This is a genomic window from Nonomuraea sp. NPDC048901, assembly GCF_040649695.1.
In the GTDB taxonomy this organism is placed as follows: domain Bacteria; phylum Actinomycetota; class Actinomycetes; order Streptosporangiales; family Streptosporangiaceae; genus Nonomuraea.
Window position 1 is genome coordinate 756,722 of sequence record NZ_JBEZFW010000003.1, and the last position, 23,263, is coordinate 779,984.

20 protein-coding genes and 1 tRNA gene are annotated in these 23,263 nt (G+C 71.5%); 12 read left to right on the forward strand and 9 right to left on the reverse strand.

Going from position 1 to position 23,263, the window contains the following annotated elements:
- Nucleotides 1-6: 6 nt before the first annotated feature.
- A complete protein-coding gene (gene murI, locus AB0C30_RS13000) occupies nt 7-831 on the forward strand; it encodes a glutamate racemase (protein ID WP_357942769.1) in 825 nt (274 codons plus the stop codon).
- Nucleotides 828-1,580 carry an MBL fold metallo-hydrolase gene (locus AB0C30_RS13005; RefSeq protein ID WP_357942771.1) on the forward strand — a complete coding sequence of 251 codons (753 nt, stop codon included), beginning with the start codon at nt 828-830 and terminating at the stop codon, nt 1,578-1,580. The genes murI and AB0C30_RS13005 overlap by 4 nt, the downstream gene beginning before the upstream one ends.
- A 7-nt stretch (nt 1,581-1,587) precedes the next feature.
- Here the strand turns inward: AB0C30_RS13005 and AB0C30_RS13010 are convergent, their stop codons facing one another.
- Entirely contained in the window at nt 1,588-2,841 is a 1,254-nt protein-coding gene (locus AB0C30_RS13010) for an MFS transporter (protein WP_357942773.1), read from the reverse strand.
- A 53-nt stretch (nt 2,842-2,894) separates the two neighbouring features.
- Between AB0C30_RS13010 and rph the strand changes: the two genes are divergently transcribed.
- The 5 genes from rph (at nt 2,895) to AB0C30_RS13035 (ending at nt 8,598) form a co-directional block, all read left to right on the forward strand.
- Nucleotides 2,895-3,614 (forward strand): ribonuclease PH, encoded by a 720-nt coding sequence (gene rph, locus AB0C30_RS13015; protein ID WP_225290424.1) that lies wholly within the window; start codon nt 2,895-2,897, stop codon nt 3,612-3,614.
- A complete protein-coding gene (gene rdgB / locus AB0C30_RS13020; protein WP_357942775.1) occupies nt 3,611-4,201 on the forward strand; it encodes an RdgB/HAM1 family non-canonical purine NTP pyrophosphatase in 591 nt (196 codons plus the stop codon). The genes rph and rdgB overlap by 4 nt, the downstream gene beginning before the upstream one ends.
- A 64-nt stretch (nt 4,202-4,265) precedes the next feature.
- On the forward strand, nt 4,266-6,020 hold the full coding sequence (locus AB0C30_RS13025) for a molybdopterin-dependent oxidoreductase (RefSeq protein ID WP_357942777.1): 1,755 nt from the start codon (nt 4,266-4,268) through the stop codon (nt 6,018-6,020).
- Between the two features lie 1,658 nt (nt 6,021-7,678).
- A complete protein-coding gene (locus tag AB0C30_RS13030) occupies nt 7,679-8,332 on the forward strand; it encodes a toxin glutamine deamidase domain-containing protein (protein ID WP_357942779.1) in 654 nt (217 codons plus the stop codon).
- Nucleotides 8,329-8,598: a hypothetical protein gene (locus AB0C30_RS13035; protein WP_357942781.1), complete on the forward strand. Its 270-nt coding sequence runs from the start codon at nt 8,329-8,331 to the stop codon at nt 8,596-8,598. Before AB0C30_RS13030 ends, AB0C30_RS13035 begins: the two co-directional genes overlap by 4 nt.
- A 125-nt stretch (nt 8,599-8,723) precedes the next feature.
- On the opposite strand, the gene AB0C30_RS13040 is transcribed toward AB0C30_RS13035, so the two are convergent.
- From AB0C30_RS13040 to AB0C30_RS13055, 4 genes are all read right to left on the reverse strand, one after another.
- Complete coding sequence (locus AB0C30_RS13040; protein WP_357942783.1) at nt 8,724-11,225, reverse strand: FtsX-like permease family protein; 2,502 nt, start codon at nt 11,223-11,225, stop codon at nt 8,724-8,726.
- 1 nt (nt 11,226) lies between these two features.
- On the reverse strand, nt 11,227-11,979 hold the full coding sequence (locus tag AB0C30_RS13045; protein WP_357942785.1) for an ABC transporter ATP-binding protein: 753 nt from the start codon (nt 11,977-11,979) through the stop codon (nt 11,227-11,229).
- A gap of 105 nt (nt 11,980-12,084) precedes the next feature.
- Nucleotides 12,085-12,735 carry a response regulator transcription factor gene (locus tag AB0C30_RS13050; RefSeq protein WP_357942787.1) on the reverse strand — a complete coding sequence of 217 codons (651 nt, stop codon included), beginning with the start codon at nt 12,733-12,735 and terminating at the stop codon, nt 12,085-12,087.
- Nucleotides 12,735-13,916 carry a sensor histidine kinase gene (locus AB0C30_RS13055; protein WP_357942789.1) on the reverse strand — a complete coding sequence of 394 codons (1,182 nt, stop codon included), beginning with the start codon at nt 13,914-13,916 and terminating at the stop codon, nt 12,735-12,737. The genes AB0C30_RS13050 and AB0C30_RS13055 overlap by 1 nt, the downstream gene beginning before the upstream one ends.
- Nucleotides 13,917-14,062: 146 nt before the next feature.
- Between AB0C30_RS13055 and AB0C30_RS13060 the strand changes: the two genes are divergently transcribed.
- On the forward strand, nt 14,063-14,572 hold the full coding sequence (locus AB0C30_RS13060) for a hypothetical protein (RefSeq protein WP_357942791.1): 510 nt from the start codon (nt 14,063-14,065) through the stop codon (nt 14,570-14,572).
- Here AB0C30_RS13060 and AB0C30_RS13065 read toward each other — a convergent pair.
- Complete coding sequence (locus AB0C30_RS13065) at nt 14,569-15,591, reverse strand: helix-turn-helix domain-containing protein (RefSeq protein WP_357942793.1); 1,023 nt, start codon at nt 15,589-15,591, stop codon at nt 14,569-14,571. The two genes, AB0C30_RS13060 and AB0C30_RS13065, sit on opposite strands and share 4 nt — an antisense overlap.
- Before the next feature lie 154 nt (nt 15,592-15,745).
- On the opposite strand from AB0C30_RS13065, the gene AB0C30_RS13070 reads away from it, so the two are divergent.
- A complete protein-coding gene (locus tag AB0C30_RS13070; RefSeq protein WP_357942795.1) occupies nt 15,746-19,543 on the forward strand; it encodes a S8 family serine peptidase in 3,798 nt (1,265 codons plus the stop codon).
- 31 nt (nt 19,544-19,574) lie between these two features.
- Here the strand turns inward: AB0C30_RS13070 and AB0C30_RS13075 are convergent.
- Both AB0C30_RS13075 and bcp read right to left on the reverse strand, forming a co-directional pair.
- Nucleotides 19,575-19,657: transfer RNA gene (locus tag AB0C30_RS13075), tRNA-Leu, on the reverse strand.
- 90 nt (nt 19,658-19,747) lie between these two features.
- Complete coding sequence (gene bcp / locus AB0C30_RS13080; RefSeq protein ID WP_357942797.1) at nt 19,748-20,221, reverse strand: thioredoxin-dependent thiol peroxidase; 474 nt, start codon at nt 20,219-20,221, stop codon at nt 19,748-19,750.
- Nucleotides 20,222-20,364: 143 nt separating this feature from the next.
- Between bcp and AB0C30_RS13085 the strand changes: the two genes are divergently transcribed.
- On the forward strand, nt 20,365-20,697 hold the full coding sequence (locus tag AB0C30_RS13085) for a DUF3618 domain-containing protein (protein ID WP_357942799.1): 333 nt from the start codon (nt 20,365-20,367) through the stop codon (nt 20,695-20,697).
- Nucleotides 20,698-20,776: 79 nt separating this feature from the next.
- Here the strand turns inward: AB0C30_RS13085 and AB0C30_RS13090 are convergent, their stop codons facing one another.
- Nucleotides 20,777-21,970: an amino acid deaminase/aldolase gene (locus tag AB0C30_RS13090; RefSeq protein WP_357942801.1), complete on the reverse strand. Its 1,194-nt coding sequence runs from the start codon at nt 21,968-21,970 to the stop codon at nt 20,777-20,779.
- 134 nt (nt 21,971-22,104) lie between these two features.
- Here AB0C30_RS13090 and AB0C30_RS13095 point away from each other — a divergent pair, with 134 nt between their 5' ends.
- Nucleotides 22,105-22,704, forward strand: a complete 600-nt coding sequence (locus tag AB0C30_RS13095) for a DUF6286 domain-containing protein (protein WP_357942803.1) — start codon at nt 22,105-22,107, stop codon at nt 22,702-22,704.
- 58 nt (nt 22,705-22,762) lie between these two features.
- Entirely contained in the window at nt 22,763-23,263 is a 501-nt protein-coding gene (locus tag AB0C30_RS13100) for a hypothetical protein (RefSeq protein WP_357942805.1), read from the forward strand.

A 23,263-nucleotide genomic window follows, 5' to 3' on the forward strand; every position in this document is an offset into this window, starting at 1 on the left:
CTAAAGGTGCCGGACGCGAGCATTGGGATCTTCGACAGCGGGGTGGGCGGGCTGACGGTCGCCAGGGCGATCATCGACCAGCTGCCCCATGAATCCATCACCTATGTGGCCGACACGGCCCGCCAGCCGTACGGGCCCAAACGCCTGGCCGAGGTCCGGGCCTACGCGCTGGAGGTGATGGACCACCTCGTCGAGAACGACGTCAAGATGCTCGTGATCGCGTGCAACAGCGCCAGTGCCGCCGTGCTGCGCGACGCGCGCGAGCGTTACGACGTGCCGGTCGTCGAGGTGATCCAGCCCGCCACCCGGCGCGCGGTGCGCGCCACCCGCACCGGCAGGGTCGGTGTGATCGCCACCAGGGCGACCATCGAGTCCATGGCCTATCACGACGCCTTCACCGCGGCTCCCGACGTACAGCTCACCGGCGTGGCCGCCCCACGCCTGGTGGAGTACGTCGAACGCGGCGAGACGGCGAGCGAGGAGCTCATCGAGGTCGTGCGCGACTACCTGGCCCCCATCAGGGCGGCCGGGTGCGACACGCTGATCCTCGGCTGCACCCACTACCCGCTGCTCACCGGCGCGATCTCCTATGTCGCCGGTGACGGGGTGACGCTCGTCTCCAGCGCCGACGAGACGGCCAAGGACGTCTACCGCATCCTGCACGACCGTGACATGGCGGCAGGAAGCGAGGCCACCCCCCGGCATCGCTTCCGCGCCACAGGCGACTCCTTGCTCTTCGCCCGGCTCGGGCGACGCTTCCTCGGCCCGGAGATCGATGCGGTCGAAGTCACACCAGTGGGGGGTACTACCTCTAACGGGAGGCCCGCATGAAGGTGACCATCATCGGCTGTTCGGGGAGCTTTCCCGGCCCCGACAGCCCCTCGTCCTGCTATCTCGTCGAGGCCGAGGGCTTCAGGCTGCTCCTCGACTTCGGCAACGGGTCCCTGGGAGTGCTGCAACGCCATATCGGGCTCTACGACGTGGACGCCATCTGCCTGAGCCACCTGCACGCCGACCACTGCCTCGACATGTGCGCCTACCACGTGGCCCGGACCTACGGGCCGGCCGCGCCGTACCCCAAGGTGCCCGTCCACGCGCCCGCCGACGCGCCGCGCCGCCTGGCCGCCGCCTACGGCATGCCGGAGGAGCCGGGCATGGAGACGGCCTTCGACTTCGTACCGCTCGCACCGGGCCCGTTCGAGGTCGGGCCGTTCACGGTGGTCGCCGGTCAGGTCAACCACCCGGTCGAGGCGTACGGCTTCCGCGTCACGCACGGCGGCCGGAGCCTGGCCTACTCGGGCGACACCGGCGAGTCCGCCGAAGTGGTGCGGCTGTCCGCCGGCGTCGACCTGATGCTGTGCGAGTCGTCGTTCCTCGACCAGCCGGAGCTGCCCACTGACCTGCACATGTCGGGCCGCCAGGCCGCCGAGCACGCCGCCAAGGCCGGGGTGGGCCGGCTGGTGCTCACCCACCTCGTCCCCTGGAACGACCAGCAGCGGATCCTGGACGACGCCTGCCGGGGCGGCTACAGCGGCCCGATCGACCTGGCCCGCAGCGGGGCCGTCTACGACCTGGCCTGAGCCTGTCTCACGACTTGGCTTGAATCTGCGAGAAGTCCCGCAGCCGCGGCAGCGGCGAGAACATCAGCGGCAGGAACGACAGCAGCCGCGCGCCCATGAAGACCCACAGGGCCTCTCGCACCCCGATGTGCTGAGCCACGATGCCGCCGAGCAACGCGCCCAGCGGCATCGTGCCCCAGACGATGAACCTGACCGTCGCGTTGACCCGCCCCAGCATGCGCTCCGGCGTGACGGTCTGCCGGTAAGTGAGCTGGCCGACGTTGTAGATGATCGCGCCCCATGACAGCGCGATCGAGGCGATAGCGAAGAAGGCGACCCGCCAGTCGGCCTGCGTCATGGGCAGCAGCAGGCCGAAGGGCGAGGTGACGGCGATGGCCAGCCAGGTCACCCTCGCCGTGCCGTACCTGCTGAATAACCGGCTCCCGGTGAGGCCGCCGAGCAGCCCGCCGACCGCGCCCGACATGAGCATGACGCCGATCAGGCCGGGCGGCAGCCGGACCACGTCAGCCAGGAACAGCACGGACAGGCTGATCACACCGCTGAGACTCAGGTTCGTCGCCGCGGTCGTGACGACGATCGCCCGTAACAGCCGGTCGCGCCAGACGAACCCGAGCCCTTCGGCGATGCCCTGGCGCATCCGCGGGCGTTCCTCGGCGACCGGCGCCTGGTCGGGCGTCTTGATGGCGCTCAGGAAGACCAGGGAGCCCAACGCGGCCAGCGCGGTCGCCAGCATCGTGCGCGAGGCGCCGATCAGCTGTACGAGCGCGCCGCCCAGGCTGGGACCGGCGAGCGAGCCGCTCGACCGGACGAACTCGAGCTTGGAGTTGCCGTCGCTCAGCCGGTCTCTGCTCACCAGCTCCGGCAGGTAGGTCTGGTCGGCGACGTCGTTGAAGACCTGGGCGGTGCCGGCCAGCAGCGCGACCACGTACAGCATGCCGACCGACAGCAGCCCGAGCGCGTCGCTGACCGGGATGCTCGCCAGCAGGAGGCACCTGACCAGGTCGGAGGTCACCATCACGCGGCGCCTGCGCAATCGGTCGACCCAGACCCCCGCGGGCAGGCCGATCGCGAGGAACGCCGCCGTCTGCAGCGCAGAGAGCACGCCGACCTCAAGGGGTCCGGCGTGCAGAGCCAGCACGGCGACCAAAGGGAGCGCCACGCGGGAAATGTTGGCTCCGAGTTCGTTGGCCACGTGCGAACTGAGGAACCGGAGAAAGTCAGGGTTTCGCAACACCCCCGTTGTCATTGCGTAAGGATCCATGTGTCGGACACATTCGGTCAAGAGCGTTGCGGCGCGGAGATAGGGTGATCTGCATGTCGCGACAGGATGGCCGAAACCCCGATCAGCTCCGCCCCATCACCATTACCAGGCAATGGATTACCCATGCCGAAGGTTCGGTGCTGGTGGAGTTCGGCGGCACCCGGGTCCTGTGCGCCGCATCGGTCCAGGACAGCGTGCCGCGCTGGCGCCGGGGGAGCGGCCAGGGCTGGGTCACGGCCGAGTACGCGATGCTGCCGCGCGCCACCAACACCCGCAATGACCGCGAGTCGGTCCGCGGGAAGATCGGCGGGCGCACGCACGAGATCTCCCGGCTGATCGGCCGCTCACTGCGGGCCTGCGTCGACTACAAGGCTTTGGGCGAAAACTCCGTCCTGCTCGACTGCGACGTCCTGCAGGCCGACGGCGGCACCAGGACCGCCGCGATCACCGGCGCCTACGTGGCGCTGGCCGACGCCGTCGCGTGGATGCGCGAGCGCCGGATGTGCCCCGGCGAGCCGCTGGTCGACTCCGTGGCCGCCGTCTCGGTCGGCGTGGTCGGCTCGGTCCCGATGCTCGACCTCTGCTACACCGAGGACGTGGCGGCCGAGACCGACATGAACGTGGTGATGACCGGCGCCGGCAGCTTCGTCGAGGTGCAGGGCACCGCCGAGGGCGCGCCGTTCGACCGCGCCGCGCTCAACCAGCTCCTCGACCTGGCCGTCACCGGCTGCGAGGAGCTCACCCTGATCCAGCAGGAGGCGCTGGGAGCATGAAAATCGTCCTGGCCACCCGTAACGCGGGCAAGATCGCCGAGCTGCGCCGGATCCTGTCGGGGTTCGACATTGTCGGGCTCGAGGAGTTCCCCTCGATCGGTGAGGTGGCCGAGACCGGCGTCACCTTCGAGGAAAACGCCCTGCTCAAGGCGCACGCCGTGGCGCAGGGCTCGGGGCTGCCCGCGGTGGCCGACGACTCCGGCCTCTGCGTCGACGTGCTCAACGGCATGCCCGGGGTGTTCTCGGCGCGCTGGTCCGGGCGCCACGGTGACGACAAGGCCAACCTCGACCTGCTGCTGGCACAGATCTCCGACGTGCCCGCCGACAAGCTGGCCGCCCACTTCGCGTGCGCGGCCGCGCTGGCGCTGCCATCGGGGGAGTGGCGCGTGGTCGAGGGCACGCTGGCGGGCCACCTGGTCACGACGCCCCGCGGCACCAACGGGTTCGGCTACGACCCGATCCTGGTGCCCGAGGGCGAGACCCGCACCGCGGCAGAGCTCTCCGCCGACGAGAAGGACGCCATCAGCCACCGGGGTCGCGCCTTCCGCGCCCTCGCCCCGATCGTGCGCGACCTCATCGCGAGCTGACTGTGCGAGCTGACGTAACCATCGTGTAAGAACCACTGGCCGTCAGAGGCGTAGCGTCAGAATTGTGCAGAAGAACGATGTGATGCCGGCCTGGGCCGGGGCGCTGGCGGGAGTGGTGGCCGGGGCTGTGGCGCTCGGCGTCGCGCAGCTCGTCGCCGGGGTGCTGAAGCCCGCGGCCTTTCCCGTGGTGGCCGTGGGCAACGTGGTCGTGGACAACACGCCCGCGTGGCTCAAAGAGTTCGCCATCAGCAACTTCGGCTCGAACGACAAGACCGTGCTCATCGCGGGTGTGCTGGTGGTGCTCGCGGTGGTGGCGGCGGTCATCGGCGTGCTGGCGCGGCACCGGGTGGCGTACGGGCTGGTGGGGCTCGGGGTGTTCGGCGTCGTGGGCATCGCGGCGGTGGTGACCCGGCCAGGCGCGGGAGCGCTCGACGTGGTGCCGACCGTGGTGGGGGTCGGTGTCGGGGCTTGGGGGCTCACGTGGCTGCTGGCGCGGGGCGTGCGGGAGTCGTACGAGGGCGCGGGGGCGGCGGTCCCGGGCTCGTCCGCTTCGGGCGCTTCGGGCGCTTCGGGCGTCAGGGCGGCGGCTCGGTCGGCTTCGGGCGCGACGGCGGCTTCGGGAGTCAAGGCGCCGGCTTCGTCGGCTTCGGATGTTGAGTCTGGCAGCGGCGGATCCCCCACTGATTTTTCGGGGGCTCCCGGCGATGAGGCTGAGCGGCCTGCCGTGATGCGGACCGGGGCGGAGCCGTACTCGTTCGACCGGCGACGGCTGCTCGGCGGCGTCGCGGGCGGTGTGGTGGTCGCGGGAGCCGCCACGCTGGCCGGGCGGGTGCTCGGCGGGCGGCAGACGGCGGAGACCGCCCGGGTGGCGGTCGCGCTGCCCAGGCCCAGGGTGGCGGCCAAACCACTGCCCCAAGGAACGGATTTCGGTATACGCGGCCTTTCCCCATTCGTCACGAAAAATCAGGACTTCTATAGGGTCGATACCGCGCTCATCGTGCCGCATGTCGATCCCCGGCAGTGGACGCTGCGCATCCACGGGATGGTGGACCGGCCGGTCGAGATCACGTACGCCGACCTGTTGAAGCGCCCCCTCACCGAGTCGTACGTCACGCTGACCTGCGTGTCCAACGAGGTCGGCGGCGAGTACATCGGCAACGCCCGCTGGCTCGGCGCCCGGATGGCCGACGTGCTGCGCGATGCGGGCCTCCAGTCCGGCGCCGACATGCTGCTGTCCACCTCCGACGACGGCTTCACCGCCGGAACCCCGGTCGACGTGGTGATGGACGGGCGCGACGCGCTGTTCGCCATCGCGATGAACGGCGAGGCCCTGCCCGTCGAGCACGGCTTCCCGGTACGCCAGGTGGTGCCCGGCCTCTACGGGTACGTCTCGGCGACCAAGTGGGTGGTGGACGTCAAGGTGACCCGGTTCGACAGGGACGAGGCGTACTGGACGCCGCGCGGCTGGTCCGCCAAGGGGCCCATCAAGACGGAGTCCCGCATCGACCTGCCCAAGCCGGGCGCGTCGGTGACGGCCGGCCGTACCACGATCGCGGGGGTGGCCTGGGCGCAGCACACGGGGATCGACGCGGTGGAGGTACGCGTCGACCGGAGTGAGTGGCGGCAGGCGAAGCTGGCCCAGGTGCCGGGCCCCGACACGTGGCGTCAGTGGTCGCTCGACTGGGACCTCACTGCCGGCAAGCACACGATCGAGGTCCGGGCCACGGACGCGGCCGGCCGTACCCAGACCGAACAGCAGGCGCCGCCGGCGCCTGACGGCGCGAGCGGCTGGCACTCCATCCAGGTCAACGTCGCCTGAGCGCGGCCCTTCTCCCTGTTTGCGCAGGTACGGGGGCTGGTTGGGACCGCCAAAACTTGCTGACTTCCCCTCCTCGAGATGGCTCGTCGCCCTACGATCGGTCGTCGAGCCATGACAGGAGGCAGGACGTGTTCCGCGACCGCAAGTCCAGCGTGCGGGGGGTCCTTCCCGAGGGGCATTACGACCCTGTGGTGGGTGACGGGGTCAGGTGGCGCGACTATGAGCGCGCCGCCGACTCGGACCTACTCGCCTCCCCCCTCTCGACCCCGGCCCCGCCCTCTTCTGCCCACCCATCGCCGTCTTCCGCCCACGTATCGCCCAGCTCGCCCTCTCCCGCCCACTCATCGCCCGACCCGCTACCCGAATGGCCGGGGACTCCGTGGGGCGCCTCACTGACCGCGCTATCGGGTCCGTCCGTCGGGAGATCGGCCGCGCGATGGCCGGCCCCGCCGGAGCGGTCGGCTGTGGTTGGCGGGTCGACCGTAGCTGGGACGTCGGCTGCCCACCCACCCACGCCCTCGGCTGGTTCCGTGTCCGCATGGTCGGGGGCCTCGCGGGGCGCCTCGTCGGTCGGGCGACACGGTGCGCCTGCCATCCCCCGGCACAAGGCGTCGAGCGGTGTGCCGGGTGACACGGCACAAGTGGGGGAATCAGCTGTGGCCCCCGGGCCCGCGCCCGCGAGCGGCTCGGTCTCCGGGAGCGGCAGAGTGTCTGGGAGCGGCTCGGTCTCCGGGGGCGGCTCGGTGTCCCGCAGCGGCTCGCTGCCCGGGAGCGGAGCGGTGCCTGGGAGCGGCAGGGCGTCCGGGGGTGGCGCGGTCTTCGGGGGCGGTTCGCTGCCCGGGGGCGGCGCAGTGTCCCGGAACGGATCGGTGTCCGAGGGCGGATGGGTGGCTGATGGCGGCTCGGTCTCCGGGAATGGCCTGGCCTCCGGGAGCGGTGCCGTCTCCGGGCGTGGCTCGGTGACCGGAGGCGGCTTGGACTCCGGGGGTGGCTTGGACTCCGGGGGTGGCTTGGACTCCGGGAGTAGGCCGGGCTCAGCAGGTGGCTCGGCGTTCGTGGAGGGCGCGGGGATTACCGGCGGCGGGATCAGCGGCGGCGGGGTTAGCGGTGGTGCGGATGGGCCGGGCGCTGGGGCGACGGGTGGGGCAGGGATGTTCGGGGGGTCGGCGGCGGCCATTCTGGGGCTCCCGCCGGACAGCGTTTCGCCGGGATTGGGCGTTGCGGCGGTTGGGTCCCAAGAAGGTGGGGTTGTGGCGCCTGTTCCGCGCGGAGCCGGGGTGGGGTCGGCGGCGGCCATTCTGGGGCTCCCGCCCGACAGCGCTTCGACGCCCTCGGGCGCTGCGGCGCTTGGGCCTCAGGGAGGTGGGGTCGGGCCGGCCGCCCTGAGCGAAACCGGGGTCGGGACAACTGGGCGGCACGGGGCCGGGACCAGCGGTCCTGGTCGGCAGGAGGCCGGAACCAGAGGCTCCGGGTGGCACGGGGCCGCCAGAGGTTCTGCTCGGCAGGAGGTTGGCGCCGGAGGCTCTGGGTGGCAGGGGGACGGGGGTGCTGGTCCAAAGGAGGTTGGTGCCGGAGGCTCTGGGTGGCAGGGGGCCGGGGGCGGGGGTGCTGGTCGGCAGGAGGCCGGAAGCGGAGGCTCTGGGTGGCAGGGGAATGGGGTGGGGGCGGCTGGGCGGCAGACGGTCGCTGAGCGGGACTGGTTCGAGCGGTCGCATCGGCCGCCGAGGTTGGCCGGTTACCGGCCCTACGGGGTGCCCGGAGGGCTGGCGAAGCCCGATGCGCAGGTGGAGCACGATCTGGCGCTGGCGATTCCGCTCGGTACGCGGTTTCCCGATCCGCGTGGCACGTGGGTCAGGCTGATCAACGGTGGCGGTCCGGCCGATGACCCGTTTCGTGCGTCCAACGCCGCCGACTGCGCGCTGGCCGTACTGTCCACCTGGCACGGCGAGCCCGCTGCGGCGGCGCCGAGGGTGGCGGAGTACGACCGGATCGGGCGGCCGCAGGTCACCGGTGAGGTCGGGGGCACTGCGCGGATCGAGCGGTGGGTGGGGCAGCGGTTCCAGTACCTGGGGCAGGGGCGGCACGCCTATCCGATGGTGGCGCGGCGGCTGCTGGAGGCGGGGCACGGGGCGGCGGCCGTGATCGTGGTGCGCTGGCCCGGTGGCGGGTCTCATGCGTGGAACGCCGTCAACTCGGGCGGCGAGGTGATCTGGATCGATGCCCAGCGGGGCCACATGGCCGTCGAACCGCCCTATACAACCGTGACCGGGGTGTTCTGCGTGATCGTCGACAGGCAGGGGCAACCGCGATGAACCTCGACCAGGCCAGGGCATTGGCGGAGGAGTACTTCAACGGGGTGCGGCGGGCGGACGACTCCGTCTCGGTGGGGATTCATGGGTTCAATGAGGGTTATGTCGCTTGGGTGCGAGAGCCTGAGCTCGATGACCCGGCGACCCTGCCCAGTACGGTCGGCGGGGGCTGCATCGTGATCGACAAGGTGTCCGGTGAGGTGGTCACCCGGCCGCTTCTCGATCCGGAAACGGTCGCCGAGCTCTGGCCCGGCCGTACCCCCCGCTGATCGGCCGTACCCCTCGCTCACCAGAGGAGCGGCGGAGGCGGGGTGCGGGACGACGAGGGATGCGGCTCGCCGTCCCGCATAGTTCCTTTCCGGAAGTTGCCGTTTTTATCGTGATTTGTCGGGGTTTATCCGGTTGCTAGTGAGCCCACGATCGACGCCCGAGCCGCCCGCCGCGCAGGCAGTACCGCGGCCAGCACCCCGGCCAGCCCCGACAGCACCACGAACAGCACGATCTGCCCCACCGGCAGCACGAACCAGGCGCCGTCGATCATCGCCCGCATCGCCGCCCACCCGAACACGCCGCCGAGCACCACCCCGACCACCGCCCCGATAAGCCCGAGCACCAGCGCCTCCACCGAGAGCATCCGCCGCAGCTGTGGCCTGGTCAGCCCGAGGGCCCGCAGCAGCGCCGATTCCCTGGTCCGTTCATGTACCGACAGCGACAGCGTGTTGGCGATGCCGAGCAGCGAGATCAGGATCGCCAGGCCCAGCAGCCCGGTGATGATCATCAGCAACATGTCCAGCGTGTCGTCGAACTGCCCGCGTACCTCCGTCGCGCTCGTCACCTGGACCATCGGGTAGGCCGCCGTCGCCGCGTCCACCGCCTTGCGGGCCTGCGCGGTGGGTACGCCGTCCTTGATGTTCACCATCACCCGCGTGTCGGGTATCTGGCCGAAGTACTCGTCGAAGGGTCGTTCGGCCACGGTGAACATCGGCAGGGACGCATCGCCCGAGAGAACGGCGACCACCCGCAATGTGACGGTCCCGGCCTTGGCGGTCCGCACCGCGACCGTGCCGCCGACCCGTAGCCCGAACCGGCCGGCCGCGGGGGCGGTCACCGCGACCTGCCCCGGCTCAAGCCGGTCCATCGAACCGGACCGTACCTCCGGCTTGAAGGGTCCGTTGAAGGTGCCGACCTGCACCGAATTGCCGGAGTCGGAGATCTTGGCCTTGGCCGCGCGGATCTGTACGACCGAGGACAGCTCCGGACTGCGCCGCAGCGAGTCGGCCACCGACCGGGGGACAGCGGCGTCGCGCTCCTGGGTGGCCACCAGGTAGTCGACGGGGAACTGGTTGTCGAGCTTGGTCGTCATCGTCACCCGCGTCGAGGCGGTGACCACCGAGATCAGCGTCATGAGCGTCACGCCGATCGTCAGCGCCACGGTCGTGGTGGCGGCCCGGCGGGGGTTGCGTCCGGAGTTGTCCACGGCCAGCCGTCCCGGTACGCCGAACAGCCTGGCCGGGATCCAGCCGATCAGCGCGCTCAGCGGCTTGACCAGCACCGGTCCGAGGATCAGTACCGCCAGGAAGGTCAGCGCGCCGCCGCCCATGACGACGAAGAGCGGCACCATCTGGCCCGGCTCCATCACCAGCGCCCCGTAGCCGGCCGTGCCGAGCCCGGCGACGAGGAAGAGCGTGGCGAGCAGCACGCGTACGACGCCGGTACGGAACGTCTGCTCCTCCACCTGCGTGCGCAGCGCCGCGATCGGCGCGACCCGGGTGGCGGCCCGCGCGGGCAGCAGCGCCGCCCCCACGGTGACCAGCAGGCCGAGGCCCAGCCCGCTGAGCATCGTGACCGGCGTCAGCGCGATGGCCGCGTTCGTGGGCAGCGGGGCGTCGAGCGCGCCGAGTACGGCCAGCGTGGCCGCGCCGAGGCCGTAGCCCGCGAGCAGGCCGAGCGCGGACGACAGGAGGCCGACGGCGGTGGACTCCAGGATGATCGAGCCGAACACCTGCCCGCGAGTGGCGCCGATGCAGCGCAGCAGCGCCATCTCCCTGGCCCGCTGTGCGACGAGGATGTTGAAGGTGTTGTAGATGACCAGCGCGGCCACGAGCATGGCCACCAGGCCGAACAGCAGCAGGCCGGTGGTCAGCGACTCCATCTGGATGCCGGACTCGGCCGCCAGGCCCTTGGCGAGCTCCGCGCCCGTCTTGACCACCGCTCCCGCTCCGGCGGCGGAGGCGGCGGAGGTGACCGCCTGCTTGAGCGCCGCGCCGTCGCCCGCGATGTCGATCTCGGCGAAGCCCTTGGCGCCGGTCATCCGCTGAGCCGTGGCCGGGGTGAAGCCGATCGCGCCGGTGTAGGCCAGCATCTGGTCCAGGCCGGTGTCCATGATGCCGACCAGCCTGAACCGCTGCTCGCGGTGCCGGGAGTCGAGCACGGTGATCGTGTCGCCGAGCTTGAGGCCCTGGGCCTTGGCGGTGTTCTTGTCGAGCACCGCCACCTGGTCGTCGGATCCGGGGCCGGTGCCGCTGATTATGGTGGTGCGGTCGAGGCGGCCGGTCACGATCGAGACGGCCGTGGTCGGCGCGTTCCCGACCACCTTGCCGTCCTTGCCCAGCAATGGCGCGCTGCCGCGGATCAGTCCTTGCGCCTCCAGTACGCCGGGCAGGCCGCGTACCTGGTCGAGCAGGTGTTCCGGTAGAACCGCCTCGCGGTCCTCGGGCAGTACGGCCAGGCCGACCTTGTCCGCCTCGGCCGTGGCCTGCTGCGACAGGCCGGCTTTCATGGTGTCGGTCAGCACGAACGTACCGGCGATGAAGCCGACCCCCAGCGTGATCGCCAGTGAGGTGAGCAGCAGCCGCAGTTTGTGCGCGCGCAGCCCGGCCAGAGTCGTCCTCAGCAACTCAGGCCTCCAGCTTCATCAGCGTGTCGAGCACCGACTGCGGTGAGGGCGCGTTGATCTCGCTGACCAGTTCGCCGTCGCGCAGGAAGACCACGCGGTCGGCGTACGCCGCGGCCACCGGGTCGTGCGTGACCATGACGATGGTCTGGCCGAGCTCGCGTACGGAGGTGCGCAGGAACGACAGCACCTCGGCGCCGCTTCGCGAGTCGAGGTTGCCCGTCGGCTCGTCGGCGAAGATCACCTGTGGCTTGCTGATCAGCGCCCTGGCCACGGCGACGCGCTGCTGCTGGCCGCCGGACAGTTCGGTCGGCTTGTGGGCGAGCCGGTCGCGCAGCCCGACGGTCTCGATGACGCGGTCGAAGAGCAGCCGGTCCGGCTGGCGGGCGGAGATCTCCAGGGGCAGGCGGATGTTCTGCTCGGCGGTCAGCGTCGGCAGCAGGTTGAACGCCTGGAAGATGAAGCCGATCCGCTCGCGGCGCAGCAGCGTGAGCTGTTTGTCGTTGAGCCCGGTGAGCTCCACGTCGCCGATGTGCACGGTGCCGGAGGTCGCGGTGTCGAGCCCGGCCAGGCAGTGCATCAGCGTGGACTTGCCGGAACCGGACGGGCCCATGATCGCGGTGAACGCGCCCGTCGCGAAGGCGACGTCCACGCCGCGAAGGGCGTGGACCCGCGCGTCGCCTTGGCCGTACACCTTGGTCAGCGCTTTGGCCACCACCGCCTCAGGGGCCTGTCGCCGGATATCGGTGAGGGTCACGTTCACTCCTTGTCGTCTGCGGGAACGTGACCAACCTAGAAGCGGAAAATGCAGGAAATATGGGCCCCGAGGAGGGGTTTCGTGTAGGTCCTGAGATGACCCGGGTCAGCCTTTCGGCTGACGTGACGGGACCACCAGGCCCGCCTCGTACGCGTAGACCACCACCTGGGCGCGGTCGCGCAGCCCCAGCTTGGCCAGCACCCGGCCCAGGTGGGTCTTGACCGTGGCCTCCGCCACCTCCAGCTCGGTGGCGATCTCCAGGTTGGACAGGCCGCGGGCCACCATGAGCAGCACCTCGCGCTCGCGTGGCGTCAGCTCCGACGCGGCCGCGAGCTCCTCCGTCGGCAGTTGCGCGGCGAACTTGGCGAGCATCCGCTTGAGCGTGCTCGGCGCCACCACGGCGTCGCCCGCGTGCACCGACCTGATCGCGGTCAGCAGGTCGGCCGGCGGCACGTCCTTGAGCAGGAAGCCCGAGGCGCCCGCCTTGACCGCCGCGAAGGCGTACTCGTCGAGGTCGAAGGTGGTCAGGATGAGCACCTTGGGGCCGTCGATGCGCCGGGTCGCCTCCACGCCGTCCATCCTCGGCATGCGTACGTCCATGAGCACCACGTCCACCTCGACCTCGCGCAGCACCTCCAGCGCCCGCACCCCGTCACCGGCCTCGGCGACCACCTCGATGTCGGGCTGGGCGCCCAGCACCATCCGGAACCCGGCGCGCAGCAACTCCTGGTCATCGACCAGCATCACCCGGATCATCAGGCCGCCCTCGTGCCCGGCACCGGCAGCCTGGCCAGCACCTCGAACCCGCCACCCGATCTCGGCCCGGCCGCCACCTCTCCGCCGTACATGCCGACCCGCTCGCGCATCCCCACCAGCCCGTGCCCGTCGGGGCTGCGTGGTGCCGCCGCGCCCCTGCCGTCGTCGGTCACCCGCACGACCAGCTCGCGCCCGGCGTACCGTAGCTCGACCAGCGCGCGGACGCCGGGGCCGCCGTGCTTGAGCGCGTTCGTCAGCGCCTCCTGCACGATGCGGTAGACCGCGAGCTGCTGCCCCTCGGGCAGCTCGCCCGGTGGGCCCCCGATCCGCAGCCGCGCGGGCACGCCCGCGCCGCGCACCAGCTCCTCCAGCTGGGCGAGGCCCGGCTGCGGGGTGTAGTCCGTCCCGTCGGACCCGTCTTCCCGCAGGACGCCGACCAGCCTGCGCATCTCGGCGAGCGCCTCGCGTCCGGTCTTGGAGATCGCGTGTACGGCCTGCCGCGCCTGGTCGGGGTCGCTGTCGATGGCGTACCCGGCCCCGTCGGCCTGGACCACCATCACGCTGACGTTGTGGGCCACCACGTCGTGCAGCTCCCTGGCGATCCTGGTGCGCTCGGCGGCGGCCGCCATCCGGGCCTGCTGGTCGCGCTCGCGCTCGGCCCGTTCCGCCCGCTCCTCCAGGCTCTCCAGATAGCGGCTGCGGGTCCTGGCGTACAGGCCGGTCAGCCAGACCGTCACGACGAGGATCGAGCCGCTGAAGAAGAGGCTGAACGTCGGCGCCTGCCAGTGCACCATGACCAGCAGCACGCCGACCTCGGCCACCGCGCCCGCGGCGACCGCCCACGGGAACCTGCACCGGAAGGCCACCGAGTAGAGCGCCACCAGCACCGCGATGTTGGCCGGCATCGGATCGATCTTGGCCAGCCACTGCCCGAAACAGGCCAGTGAGAGGATCGCGAAGACGGTCAGTGGCCGGTCCCGCCGCCACAGCAGCGGGACGATCAGCACCGCGCAGAGCCCGAGGTAGCCGGCCACCCCTATGTACAGGTTGCCGTTGTCGAACGGGCCGTTCTGCCCGTACGGCACGGCCATGAACAGGCAGAACACCGCCAGCGGCGCCACCCGGAGGGCGTCCATGAGCCTGCCATGGCGTCCCGACCATCCCATTACCCTGCCGAACACATCATTACGATACGGAGGCTTCGGCATGGGTTTGTCAGTCTGTAGGGGGAGGTTTGGGTACGACTCAGGTCTTACATCAGCCTTACGGGACGTAGGGCACTCTTGTCTTTGGGAGCGCCCTGAGGGGCGAGTAAAGGGAGATCGTGATGGCGGATCATGATCGTGACGCCGGGTCGCGTGGCGAAGAGGAAGCGCCACGCGACCCGACCCCTGGAGACCGGCCCGCCGCTCCCCCCGAAGCGGAAGCGGCGACCACCCGAGTCTCGGGTCCGCCGCCCGGAGGCAGTTGGGCGACAACGGCTCCACATCCGCGCTCTGACAGCTTCCACGACTTCTTCCGGCTGAAGCCCACGCAGATCATCGGTGCGGGCCTGATCGGGCTGATCATCGGCGGCGTGCTCGGGGGCGGCGCCGTGGCGGTGATCAGCGGCATGGTCCACCGAGGCGACACCGCCCGCGTCTACTGGCAGGACTGGGAGCGCTATCCCGGCTACCAGGACTGTCGTCCGGGCCCTGGCGGGAGTTACTGCCGGCGGCTGCCGCCGTACCCCGGCCCGTATCAGATGCCCGCGACTCCGTATCCGTTGCCCACGGCGGTGCCTACGATGATGCCCCCCAGCGTCATGCCCACGCCGATGCCCACCAAGACCGGTTAAGGCGCCCGCAGGCCAGGCCCGCGATCCAGGACCAGCAGATCGTGCTGCGCGGCCAGGAACCCGGCGTGAAACCGCGTACGGGCCCCCAGCCGCTCGCACAGCTCCTGCACCCGCCGCTGCACCGTACGCGGGCTGAGACCGAGCTGCCGCGCGATCGCGTCGTCCTTCATCCCCACCGCCAGCAGGGCGAGGACTTCGGTGTCGCCCGGCTGTGGCCACACGTCCCGTTCGATGTGCGCGGCCGGGTCCGCTGACAGCCGCAGTGGCACGGCCGCCTGCCACAGCACCTCGAACAGCCCGACGAGCGCGTCGAGAAGCGCCGACGGATGGACGACCAGCGCGCTCTCCACCGCCCGGTCCTCGTCGGACACCAGCGGCAACATGGCCGTGCGGCCGTCGGCGATGGCCAGCTTGACGGGCACCTGCCCCAGCCGGGCCTGCTCGCCGTCGGCGATGGCCTGCCGCGTGTGCTCCAGCATGCCGGGCTCCTCGAACGCCAGCGGCCCGTAGATGCCCCGGACGACCGGGCCCTGGTGGGCGGCGCGCTGCTGGTTCTCCTGATCGTCCAGGATGTCGACCGCGTACGGCGGGCGCACCAGCACGAGCATCTCGGCCGTGACGCTGCGTTCGAGCTGGAGGTAGCGGCGGGCGACGGCGTAACGGCCGGTCACCACCTCCAGCACCTCCTCCGGATGCGGTCCGGTGCGGTCGGCCACCTCGGTGGCGAGCAGTGCCGCGGCGGCCCGGCTGTGCGTGATCTCCTCCTGGCGGCGGGCCACCAGCACGTCGATGGCGATGTTCGGCGGCGTGGCGATCAGCCGCAGGGGCCGGCCGGCCACCCGGGAGATCAGCCCGAGGTCCTCCAGCCGGGGCAGCATCCGGCGGATGGCGGCGGTGGACGTGCCGGTCTCGGTGGCCAGCTGGCTCAGCGTCGCGGGCCCGTGGCGGAGCAGCGCACGGTAGGCCGTCTCCTCGGCGACGCTGACACCGAGGCCCTCCAGTAACCGCCGTTGCGCCATGCCAGCCCCCCGCTGTCCTGTCGTCTCGAACGCGAGCGTAGCCCAGGCGGGTTTACGACAAGTCGGGATCTCGCCAGACGAGACCTATGGACCGGAACGCCCCCAGATCACTAGGAATTGGGTCGGCACATTTCTCGCCTTCTGGAGGTGGCCGATGAGGCCCAGGCGTTGGACAGCGGTGGCCGCCTCCCTGGCGGTGGCCGCGGTCACCACGATCACCGGTACGGGCGCGCGGGCGGACGCTCCGGCGCTCGCGCGGACCGACCGCGCTCCGGCTCTGGCGCCGGACCCCGCCAAGCACGGCTACGACATCACGCTGATCACCGGCGACCAGGTGCACGTCGCCGTCGCCGCCGACGGCCGCCAGAAAGCGAGCGTCACCGCCGCCCCGCGCGGGGACGGCCCGCCGGCCCGTTTCCGGATCACCGAGGACGCCGGGCAACTCACCGTGCTGCCCAGCGACGTGGAGGGGCTGGTCCCCGGCCGCCTCGACCCCGAGCTCTTCAACGTGACCGCCCTGGCTGCGCAGGGCTACACCGACGAGCGGTCGGACGCCATCTCCCTCATCGTCACGTACGGGAAACAGAGCGCGATGCCGGCCGTCCCCGCGCTGAAGGCGGTCCGCACGCTGGAGAGCATCGGCGGTTCGGGCGTCCGGTTGGCCAAGAGCGCGGCGCGGGGCTTCGGCGGTGAGCTGTCCGCGCTTGCCACGGGCCGTACGAAGAGCCCGCTCGACGGCGTCACCAAGATCTGGCTGGACCGCAAGGTGGAACCGGCGCTGGACCGCAGCGTGCCGCAGATCGGCGCGCCGGCCGCGTGGTCGGCGGGCTACGACGGCGCGGGCACGACGGTCGCGGTCCTGGACACCGGCGTCGACACCGGGCACCCGGACCTGGCGGGGAAGGTCGCCGACGAGCGCGATTTCACCGACAGCGGCAGCGCCACCGACGAGTTCGGGCACGGTACGCACGTCGCCGACATCATCGCGGGCAGCGGCGCGGCCTCCGGCGGCTCGCGCAAGGGCGTCGCGCCCGGCGTCAAGCTGCTCAACGGCCGGGTCCTGGACGCCAACGGCGAAGGGCTCAGCTCCTGGATCATCGACGGGATGGAATGGGCGGCGGGGGAGAAGCACGCCGACATCGTGAACATGAGCCTGGGCGACCCCAGCCCCGGCGGGCCGCTCACCGACGCCCTGGGCGCGCTGTACGCGGGCTACGGAACGCTGTTCGTGGTGGCGGCGGGCAACAGGGGCTGCGAAGCCTGCGTCGGGAGCCCGGGAGACGCTCCCGCCGCGCTGACCGTGGGCGCGGTCGACGGCCAGGACCGGCTGGCCGAGTTCTCCAGTTTCGGACCCGTCGGGCTGGAACGCGCGGTCAAGCCCGACATCACCGCTCCGGGCGTCGGCATCGTCGCGGCGCGGGCGAAGGGCACCTCGCTCGGCGAGCCGGTGGACGAGCACTACACCCGCCTGTCCGGCACCTCCATGGCCACTCCGCACGTCGCCGGGGCCGCCGCGCTCCTGCGGCAGTCACGCCCCGGCATCTCGGCCGGGGAGCTGAAGGCCCTGCTCATGGGTACGGCCAAGCCCATGCCCGACACCCCGGTGGACAAGCGGGGCACCGGCCGGGTGGACGTGGCCACGGCGCTCGGGGAGCCGGTGCTGACCGCCGAGGGCGCGGTCGACTTCGGGCTGTCCGAGCTGTCCTCCGGCCCGCCGGTCACCCGCGAGGTCACCTACCGCAATCCCGGCAAGACTCCGGTCACCCTCGGCCTGGCCACCGGCGGCCCGTTCAGCGTCTCGCCCGCCGAGCTGACCCTGCCCGGCGGGGCGCAGGCGACGGTCCGGCTCACCCTCGACCCGGCCAAGGCGCAGGCCGGGCGGCAGCGCGCGGAGCTCGTCGCGACGCCGCGCCAGGGGCCGCCGATCCGTACCTCGCTGACCGGCAACGTCGAGGTCAAGCGGGTCCGGCTGCGGGTGAGCGGGATCGCCAGGGACGGCCGCCCCGCGCAGGCGTACGCCGCCGCGCTGAACGTGGACGACGGGACCCGCGACGGCCGCGAGATGCCCGGGGATCCGGTGCGGCGGTGCGAGAGCGACCCGGGTGCCTCGTGCGTGCTGGTGCCGCCCGGCACCTACTCCGTGCTCGGCGTCATCAACACCCTGCGCCCGTCGGTCGACAGCATGGCCTACGCCGACCGCGGCACCGTGCTCAACCTGAGCTTCACCGGTGAGCCCGAGCTGAAGGTCACCGGTGACACCAAGGTCGTGCTCGACGCCCGCAAGGCGGTCGAGATGCGGGTCGACACGCCCGACCACGTGACCAAGCGGAACAGGGGCACCGCGACCAAGCTCATCTGGACCCGCGCACCCGTCAAGGGCACGCCCCTCACCGAGACGGTCCTCCAGGACGAGAGCGCCGACGAGACGTACTACCTGCAGCCCACGAAGCGCGTCACCAAGGGCCGGTTCGCCCTCGCCACCCGCTGGCACCTGGAGGCCCCCGCCATCACCCTGCGGACCGCCGGGCTGGAGCTGAACCCCGACTACGTGGACCCCGTCTGGTTCAGCGACGTGTCGGCCGACTTCCCCCGCCTCGACGGCTCCGCGCTGCTCCTGGCCGTGGACGCCGGGACCGGCACACCCGCGGACCTCAAGGGCCGCGACCTGCGCGGCCGGCTCGCGCTGATCCGCCGCACGGCCGACCTGACGGTCGCCGCCCAGTCCAACGCCGCCGCGGCGGCCGGGGCCCGGATGGTCGCGGTGTACGGAGACCTGCCGGTGTCCGAGAGCGGGGTGAAGCTGAAGGTCCCGACCGTCGCGCTCACCGGCAAGGAGGGCGCCCGGCTGGCCGAACGGCTGCGCAGACTGCCGGTGCCGGTCCTGGCCAAGGGCGTCGTGGCCAGTCCGTACGTGTACGACCTGTACCTCAGCGAGGAGGGCGGGATCAGGGACCGGCCCGACCACACCCTGCGGACGAAGTCCCTGGCCCGGGTGGACTCGGACTTCTTCAGCCAGCTCGCCGACGACGTGACGCTCTCCGAGAACCGCTTCGGCTGGCAGCCTTGGGAGACCACCTCCTGGGACACCGGCCGGCCCGTCCCGCGTACGCCGCGCGACCGGGTCGACTACCTCACCGCCGGTCCCGAGGTGCGCTGGAGCAGCAGCATGGAGACGCCGGAGCGGCCCTACAACTACACGTGGGAGCACGACCAGGCCCACATCGGCGTCGCGGGCCCCGACGACGCGCCCTTCCGGGCCGGGGAGCGGATCGGCCGCACCTGGTTCAAGCAGCCGCTGCTGCCCGGCCCGGGTAAGGTTCGGCCGCTGCGCAGGGAGGGCGACCTGCTCCAGGTCGACATGTGGGGGCTCATCGACGCGGGGCGGAACACCGGCGTCGCCCAGACCGACAACTTCGAGACCGGCATGAAGACCGGCTGGCGGTTGTACCAGGGGGACACGCTGCTGGCGCAGACCGAGCGGCGCCCCCAGGGGATACTGCTCCTGCCGGCCGCCGCCGCCACGTATCGGATGGAGTACGACGTCGAGAACCGCGCCACCTGGGCCCGGCTGTCGACCAGGACGAAGACGGCGTGGACGTTCCCGTCACAGCACGACGCCGGGTCGGGCACGACGGTCCCGCTGCTGCTCGCCGACTATGACGTGGCGACGGACCTGAAGAACCAGGCCACCTCGCCGCGGCTCGGCCTGACCCTGCGCCACCAGGACGGCTCGGCGGCCGCCCCGATCAAGGACGTGTCGCTGGAGGTGTCGTACGACGACGGCGCCTCGTGGCGCGCGGTCCGGCGGCTCACCTCGAAGGGGAACGGCGCCTACGAGGCCACGCTGGACCGGCCGCGGTCCGCCGCAGTCGTCTCGTTGCGCCTCAAGGCCACCGACACGCGCGGGGCGAGCCTGTCGCAGGAGGTGATCAGGGCGTACGCGCTGAGGTAGCCCGAGGAGGCTGCGGTAGCCGAGGAGGAGGTGCGGGCGGGGGGACTCGAACCCCCACAGTGTCGCCACCAACAGGACCTAAACCTGCCGCGTATGCCATTTCGCCACGCCCGCGCAGCCCCTGCCAGAGCGGGCCTGAGCCGAGTTTAGCGTCCCGGCAGTGCGCTGGGGGCCCGTCGCATGACCGGACGGGCCCCTGGCCTATCAAGCCAGGCCGAGCTTCTTCTTCAGGCTCGCCACGTGGCCGGTCGCCTTCACGTTGTAGAGGGCCTGCTCGATCTTGCCGTCGGCGTCGATGACGAAGGTCGAGCGGATCACGCCGACGACCTCCTTGCCGTACAGCTTCTTGGTGCCGTAAGCCCCGTACGCCTTGTGCACGTCGAGCTCGGGATCCGACAGGAGCGGGAAGGTGAGCGAGTCACGCTCGGAGAACTTGACCAGCTTGGCCGTCTTGTCCTTCGACACGCCGAGCACCACGAAACCCTCGGCGGTCAGCTGGCCGAGGTTGTCGCGGAAGTCGCACGCCTGCTTGGTGCAGCCCGGCGTCATCGCGGCGGGGTAGAAATAGAGAATCACCCGCCGGCCGCGGTAGGTCTCGAGGGAGACGGTCTCGCCGTCGGCGGCGGGAAGGGTGAACTCGGGCGCGGCGTCGCCGGGCGCGAGCTTGGTTTCGGTCATGGGGCCCTCCAGAGTTCGTCGTGCAAAACCTACCGGCCTGCCCGGAGTGCCGGGCGGGTCGCCGACCTGACAGACTGATCAGCGAAGAGCGCTTCATCGATCACCGGGCGGAGCTCGCACGGAGCGCGGCCGAAAGGAGAGCCATGGCTGACACCGATCCCGACGAGCTGGAGCGGCGGATCGCGCGGACGCGCGCGGAGTTGGCGGACACGGTCGACGCCATCGCCGACCGGGTGAGCCCCAAGCGGGTCGCCGAGCGCACGGTGGCGGATGTGAAGACGCGGGCGAGCAATCTGGTGACCTCGGTCGGCGACGCGCTCGGGGTGACGCAGCGCCCCGTCGAGTACGCCGACGACCCCGACCAGCTGTGGGCCGAGGAGCGTCCCAGCCTGGCACCGGTGCTGATCGGCGTGGGGGTCGTGCTGGTGGTCGGCGCCGCCATCACCCTCTGGCGCCGCCGTCGCCGCCGCTTCTAACCCCCGGAGGACGCCGGCCACGACGGACCGTCTTCTTCCGCTCCCCCGGAGGGGGTGTCCCGCAGACCCAGAGCCGGCGTCAGAGGAACGTCCGCCCCTCGCCCCGATACGTCGGGGCGGTCTCCACAACGGTGTCCCCGTCGACGAGGTGCAGCTCGCTGAAGCGCTCGCACATCTCGCCCGCCTTGGCGTGCCTGAACCAGACCCGGTCGCCCACCCGCAGATCCCGGGCCGCCTGACCGAGCAGCGGCGTCTGCACCTCACCCGCACCCTCGTCCCGCGTGTAACGAAGCCCGGCGGGCAGGTACGGCTGCGGCAGCAGACTCGTCCCCGGCCGCCCGGAGGCCAGATAGCCGCCCCCGAGCACCGTCACCGCGTCCGGCCCCGGCCGCCGCACGACCGGGAGCGCGAACAGCGCGGCCGGCCGGCCGGTGAAGGCGCGGTAGAAGTCGAAGAGCCGCGGATGGAAGAACCCGGAGCCCGCCGCCACCTCGGTGATCGCCTTCTCCCGTACGGTCCGCTCGACGGAGCCGGTGCCGCCGCCGTTGACGAACTCCAGGTCGCAGACCTGCCGGACGGCGTTCACGAGGCGGCCGCGGCGCAGGACCAGCTCGCGGGCCGACAGGCTCTGCATGATCCGGATGGCCCGGACATACGCGGCGTTGCCCGGCTGGTCATCGCCGACCCCCGCGATCTGCCCCTCGTACGCCATCAGACCCGCCAGACGGAAGCCGGGCCGCTTGGCGATGTCGGCGGCCAGGTCGGCGGCCTGCTCGGGCTCGCGGATCGTGGAGCGCAGGGTCCCCGCCCGGAATCTGCCGCCCAGGGCGACATATCCCGCGTCGAGGTCCATCGATAACCGGATCTCCGCCCGTGAACGGACCGCCGCCACCGCGTCGTCGACGTAGTCGAGATGCTCGGCGGCGTCGATGGTCAGCGTGATCTCACCGGCCGCCCGCGCGTCGCCGGCCAGCGTCGCGAGCGCCTGCCTGTCGGCCGTCGGGTAGGCCACGAGTACGTCGGTGAACCCCCGCTCGACCAGCCAGAGCGCTTCGGGCAGCGTGAAGGCCATGATGCCCTGGAAGCCGTCCATGGCCAGGATGCGTTCCATGACCGAGCGGCAGCGGATCGACTTGCTCGCCACCCGGATCGGCTTGCCGGCCGCCCGCCGTACGAGATCGGCCGCGTTGGCGCGCATAGCCGCGAGATCGAGGATCGCCAACGGCGGCTCGAGCGCTCTGGTAGCGCTGTCATAGCGGCGGAGATCGTTCATAAAGGCAGCTTAACGACATATCGGGCGAATGAATATGAGGGCAGTTCATCTTAATTGCGGCCCTCGTAATGATCCTGCAAACCGGCGGCGAGGGCATGGTCCGGACCATGCCCTCGCCGTGTACCTGTGGCGTTGTGACCACCCTCCAGCAGATACTGTCCGGCGCCGGGATCGTCGCGCAGGAGAGCCCGCTGCGCAGGTCGGGCCGGGTGCTCAGACCGGCGCGTACGCCCGCCGGGACCGTCGTGGCACTCACGCTGACCGCCGGGCTGTGGCTCGCCGCCGCCGAGGTCGTCTCCGCCTTGCTGGGCCGGCCGCTCGGCTGGCTGCCGGTGTCCGACCTCCTCGACCTCGCGGCCCATCGGGCGTGGGGGCAGCTGTCCCTGCCCGCCGTGGTGACCATGGCAGTGGGGGTCGTGATGTTGCTGCTGGCCGCCGTACCCGGCCGGTGCAGGCTCGTGCCGGTCGAGACGTCCGACCCGCTGATCGTCATCGGCATCACCCGGGCCGGCCTCCGCCGTACGCTGCGGGCCGTCGCCCAGGAGGTCGACGGCGTGCAACGAGCGCGGGTACGGCTGCGCAGGCGGACGATCGAGGTCGTGGTCATCACCGGCCCGGAGAGCTCCGGTTCCATGCTCAAGCAGGTCGGCACCGCGGTCGGTGACCGGTTGGCGGGCGTGGGCACCCTGGCCGCGGGCGAGGTCGTCGTACGGCTGCGCCGGAGAGGGCTGTGATGCGGCCGTACGTGGGCAACCGGATGCGGCAGTGCGTGGGCAACCGGAGGGAGCTGTGATGCGGCAGTACGCGGGTAACCGGATCGGCCTGGCCGTGGTCGGCGGGCTGCTGCTGCTCCTGGGCGGCTACGCCTGGCTGCGCGGTAAGGACAAGCTGCCGGGCATGTCACCGCGCGCCAAGGTGCTGCCGGACCGGACCGCCCAGACGATCGCCGACCAGACCTGGGCCTTGTGGCTGGTGGCGCTGGTCATGCTGGTACTGGCGTTGGTGACGTTCCGCTGGCTGCTGCTCTGCCTCGGGTGGGGCCGCCGCGGCACCCGTAGCGGCACGGGCACGGCCATGCTCTGCATCGGCCTGAAGGACGTGGAGGGTCTCACCGGGGTCAGCGCCCGCGTGGTCGGAGACGCCGCCCGCCTGCGCATCTCCCTCTGCTGCCCCGCCTCGGCCGACGTCGGCGCGGTGGTCCACAAACTGGACCGGGAGATCGTCAGCCGGATCCGCCGAGAGGTCCGCGACGACGAGGTCGGCACCGTGGTCCGGGTCCACGTCCGCCGCTGA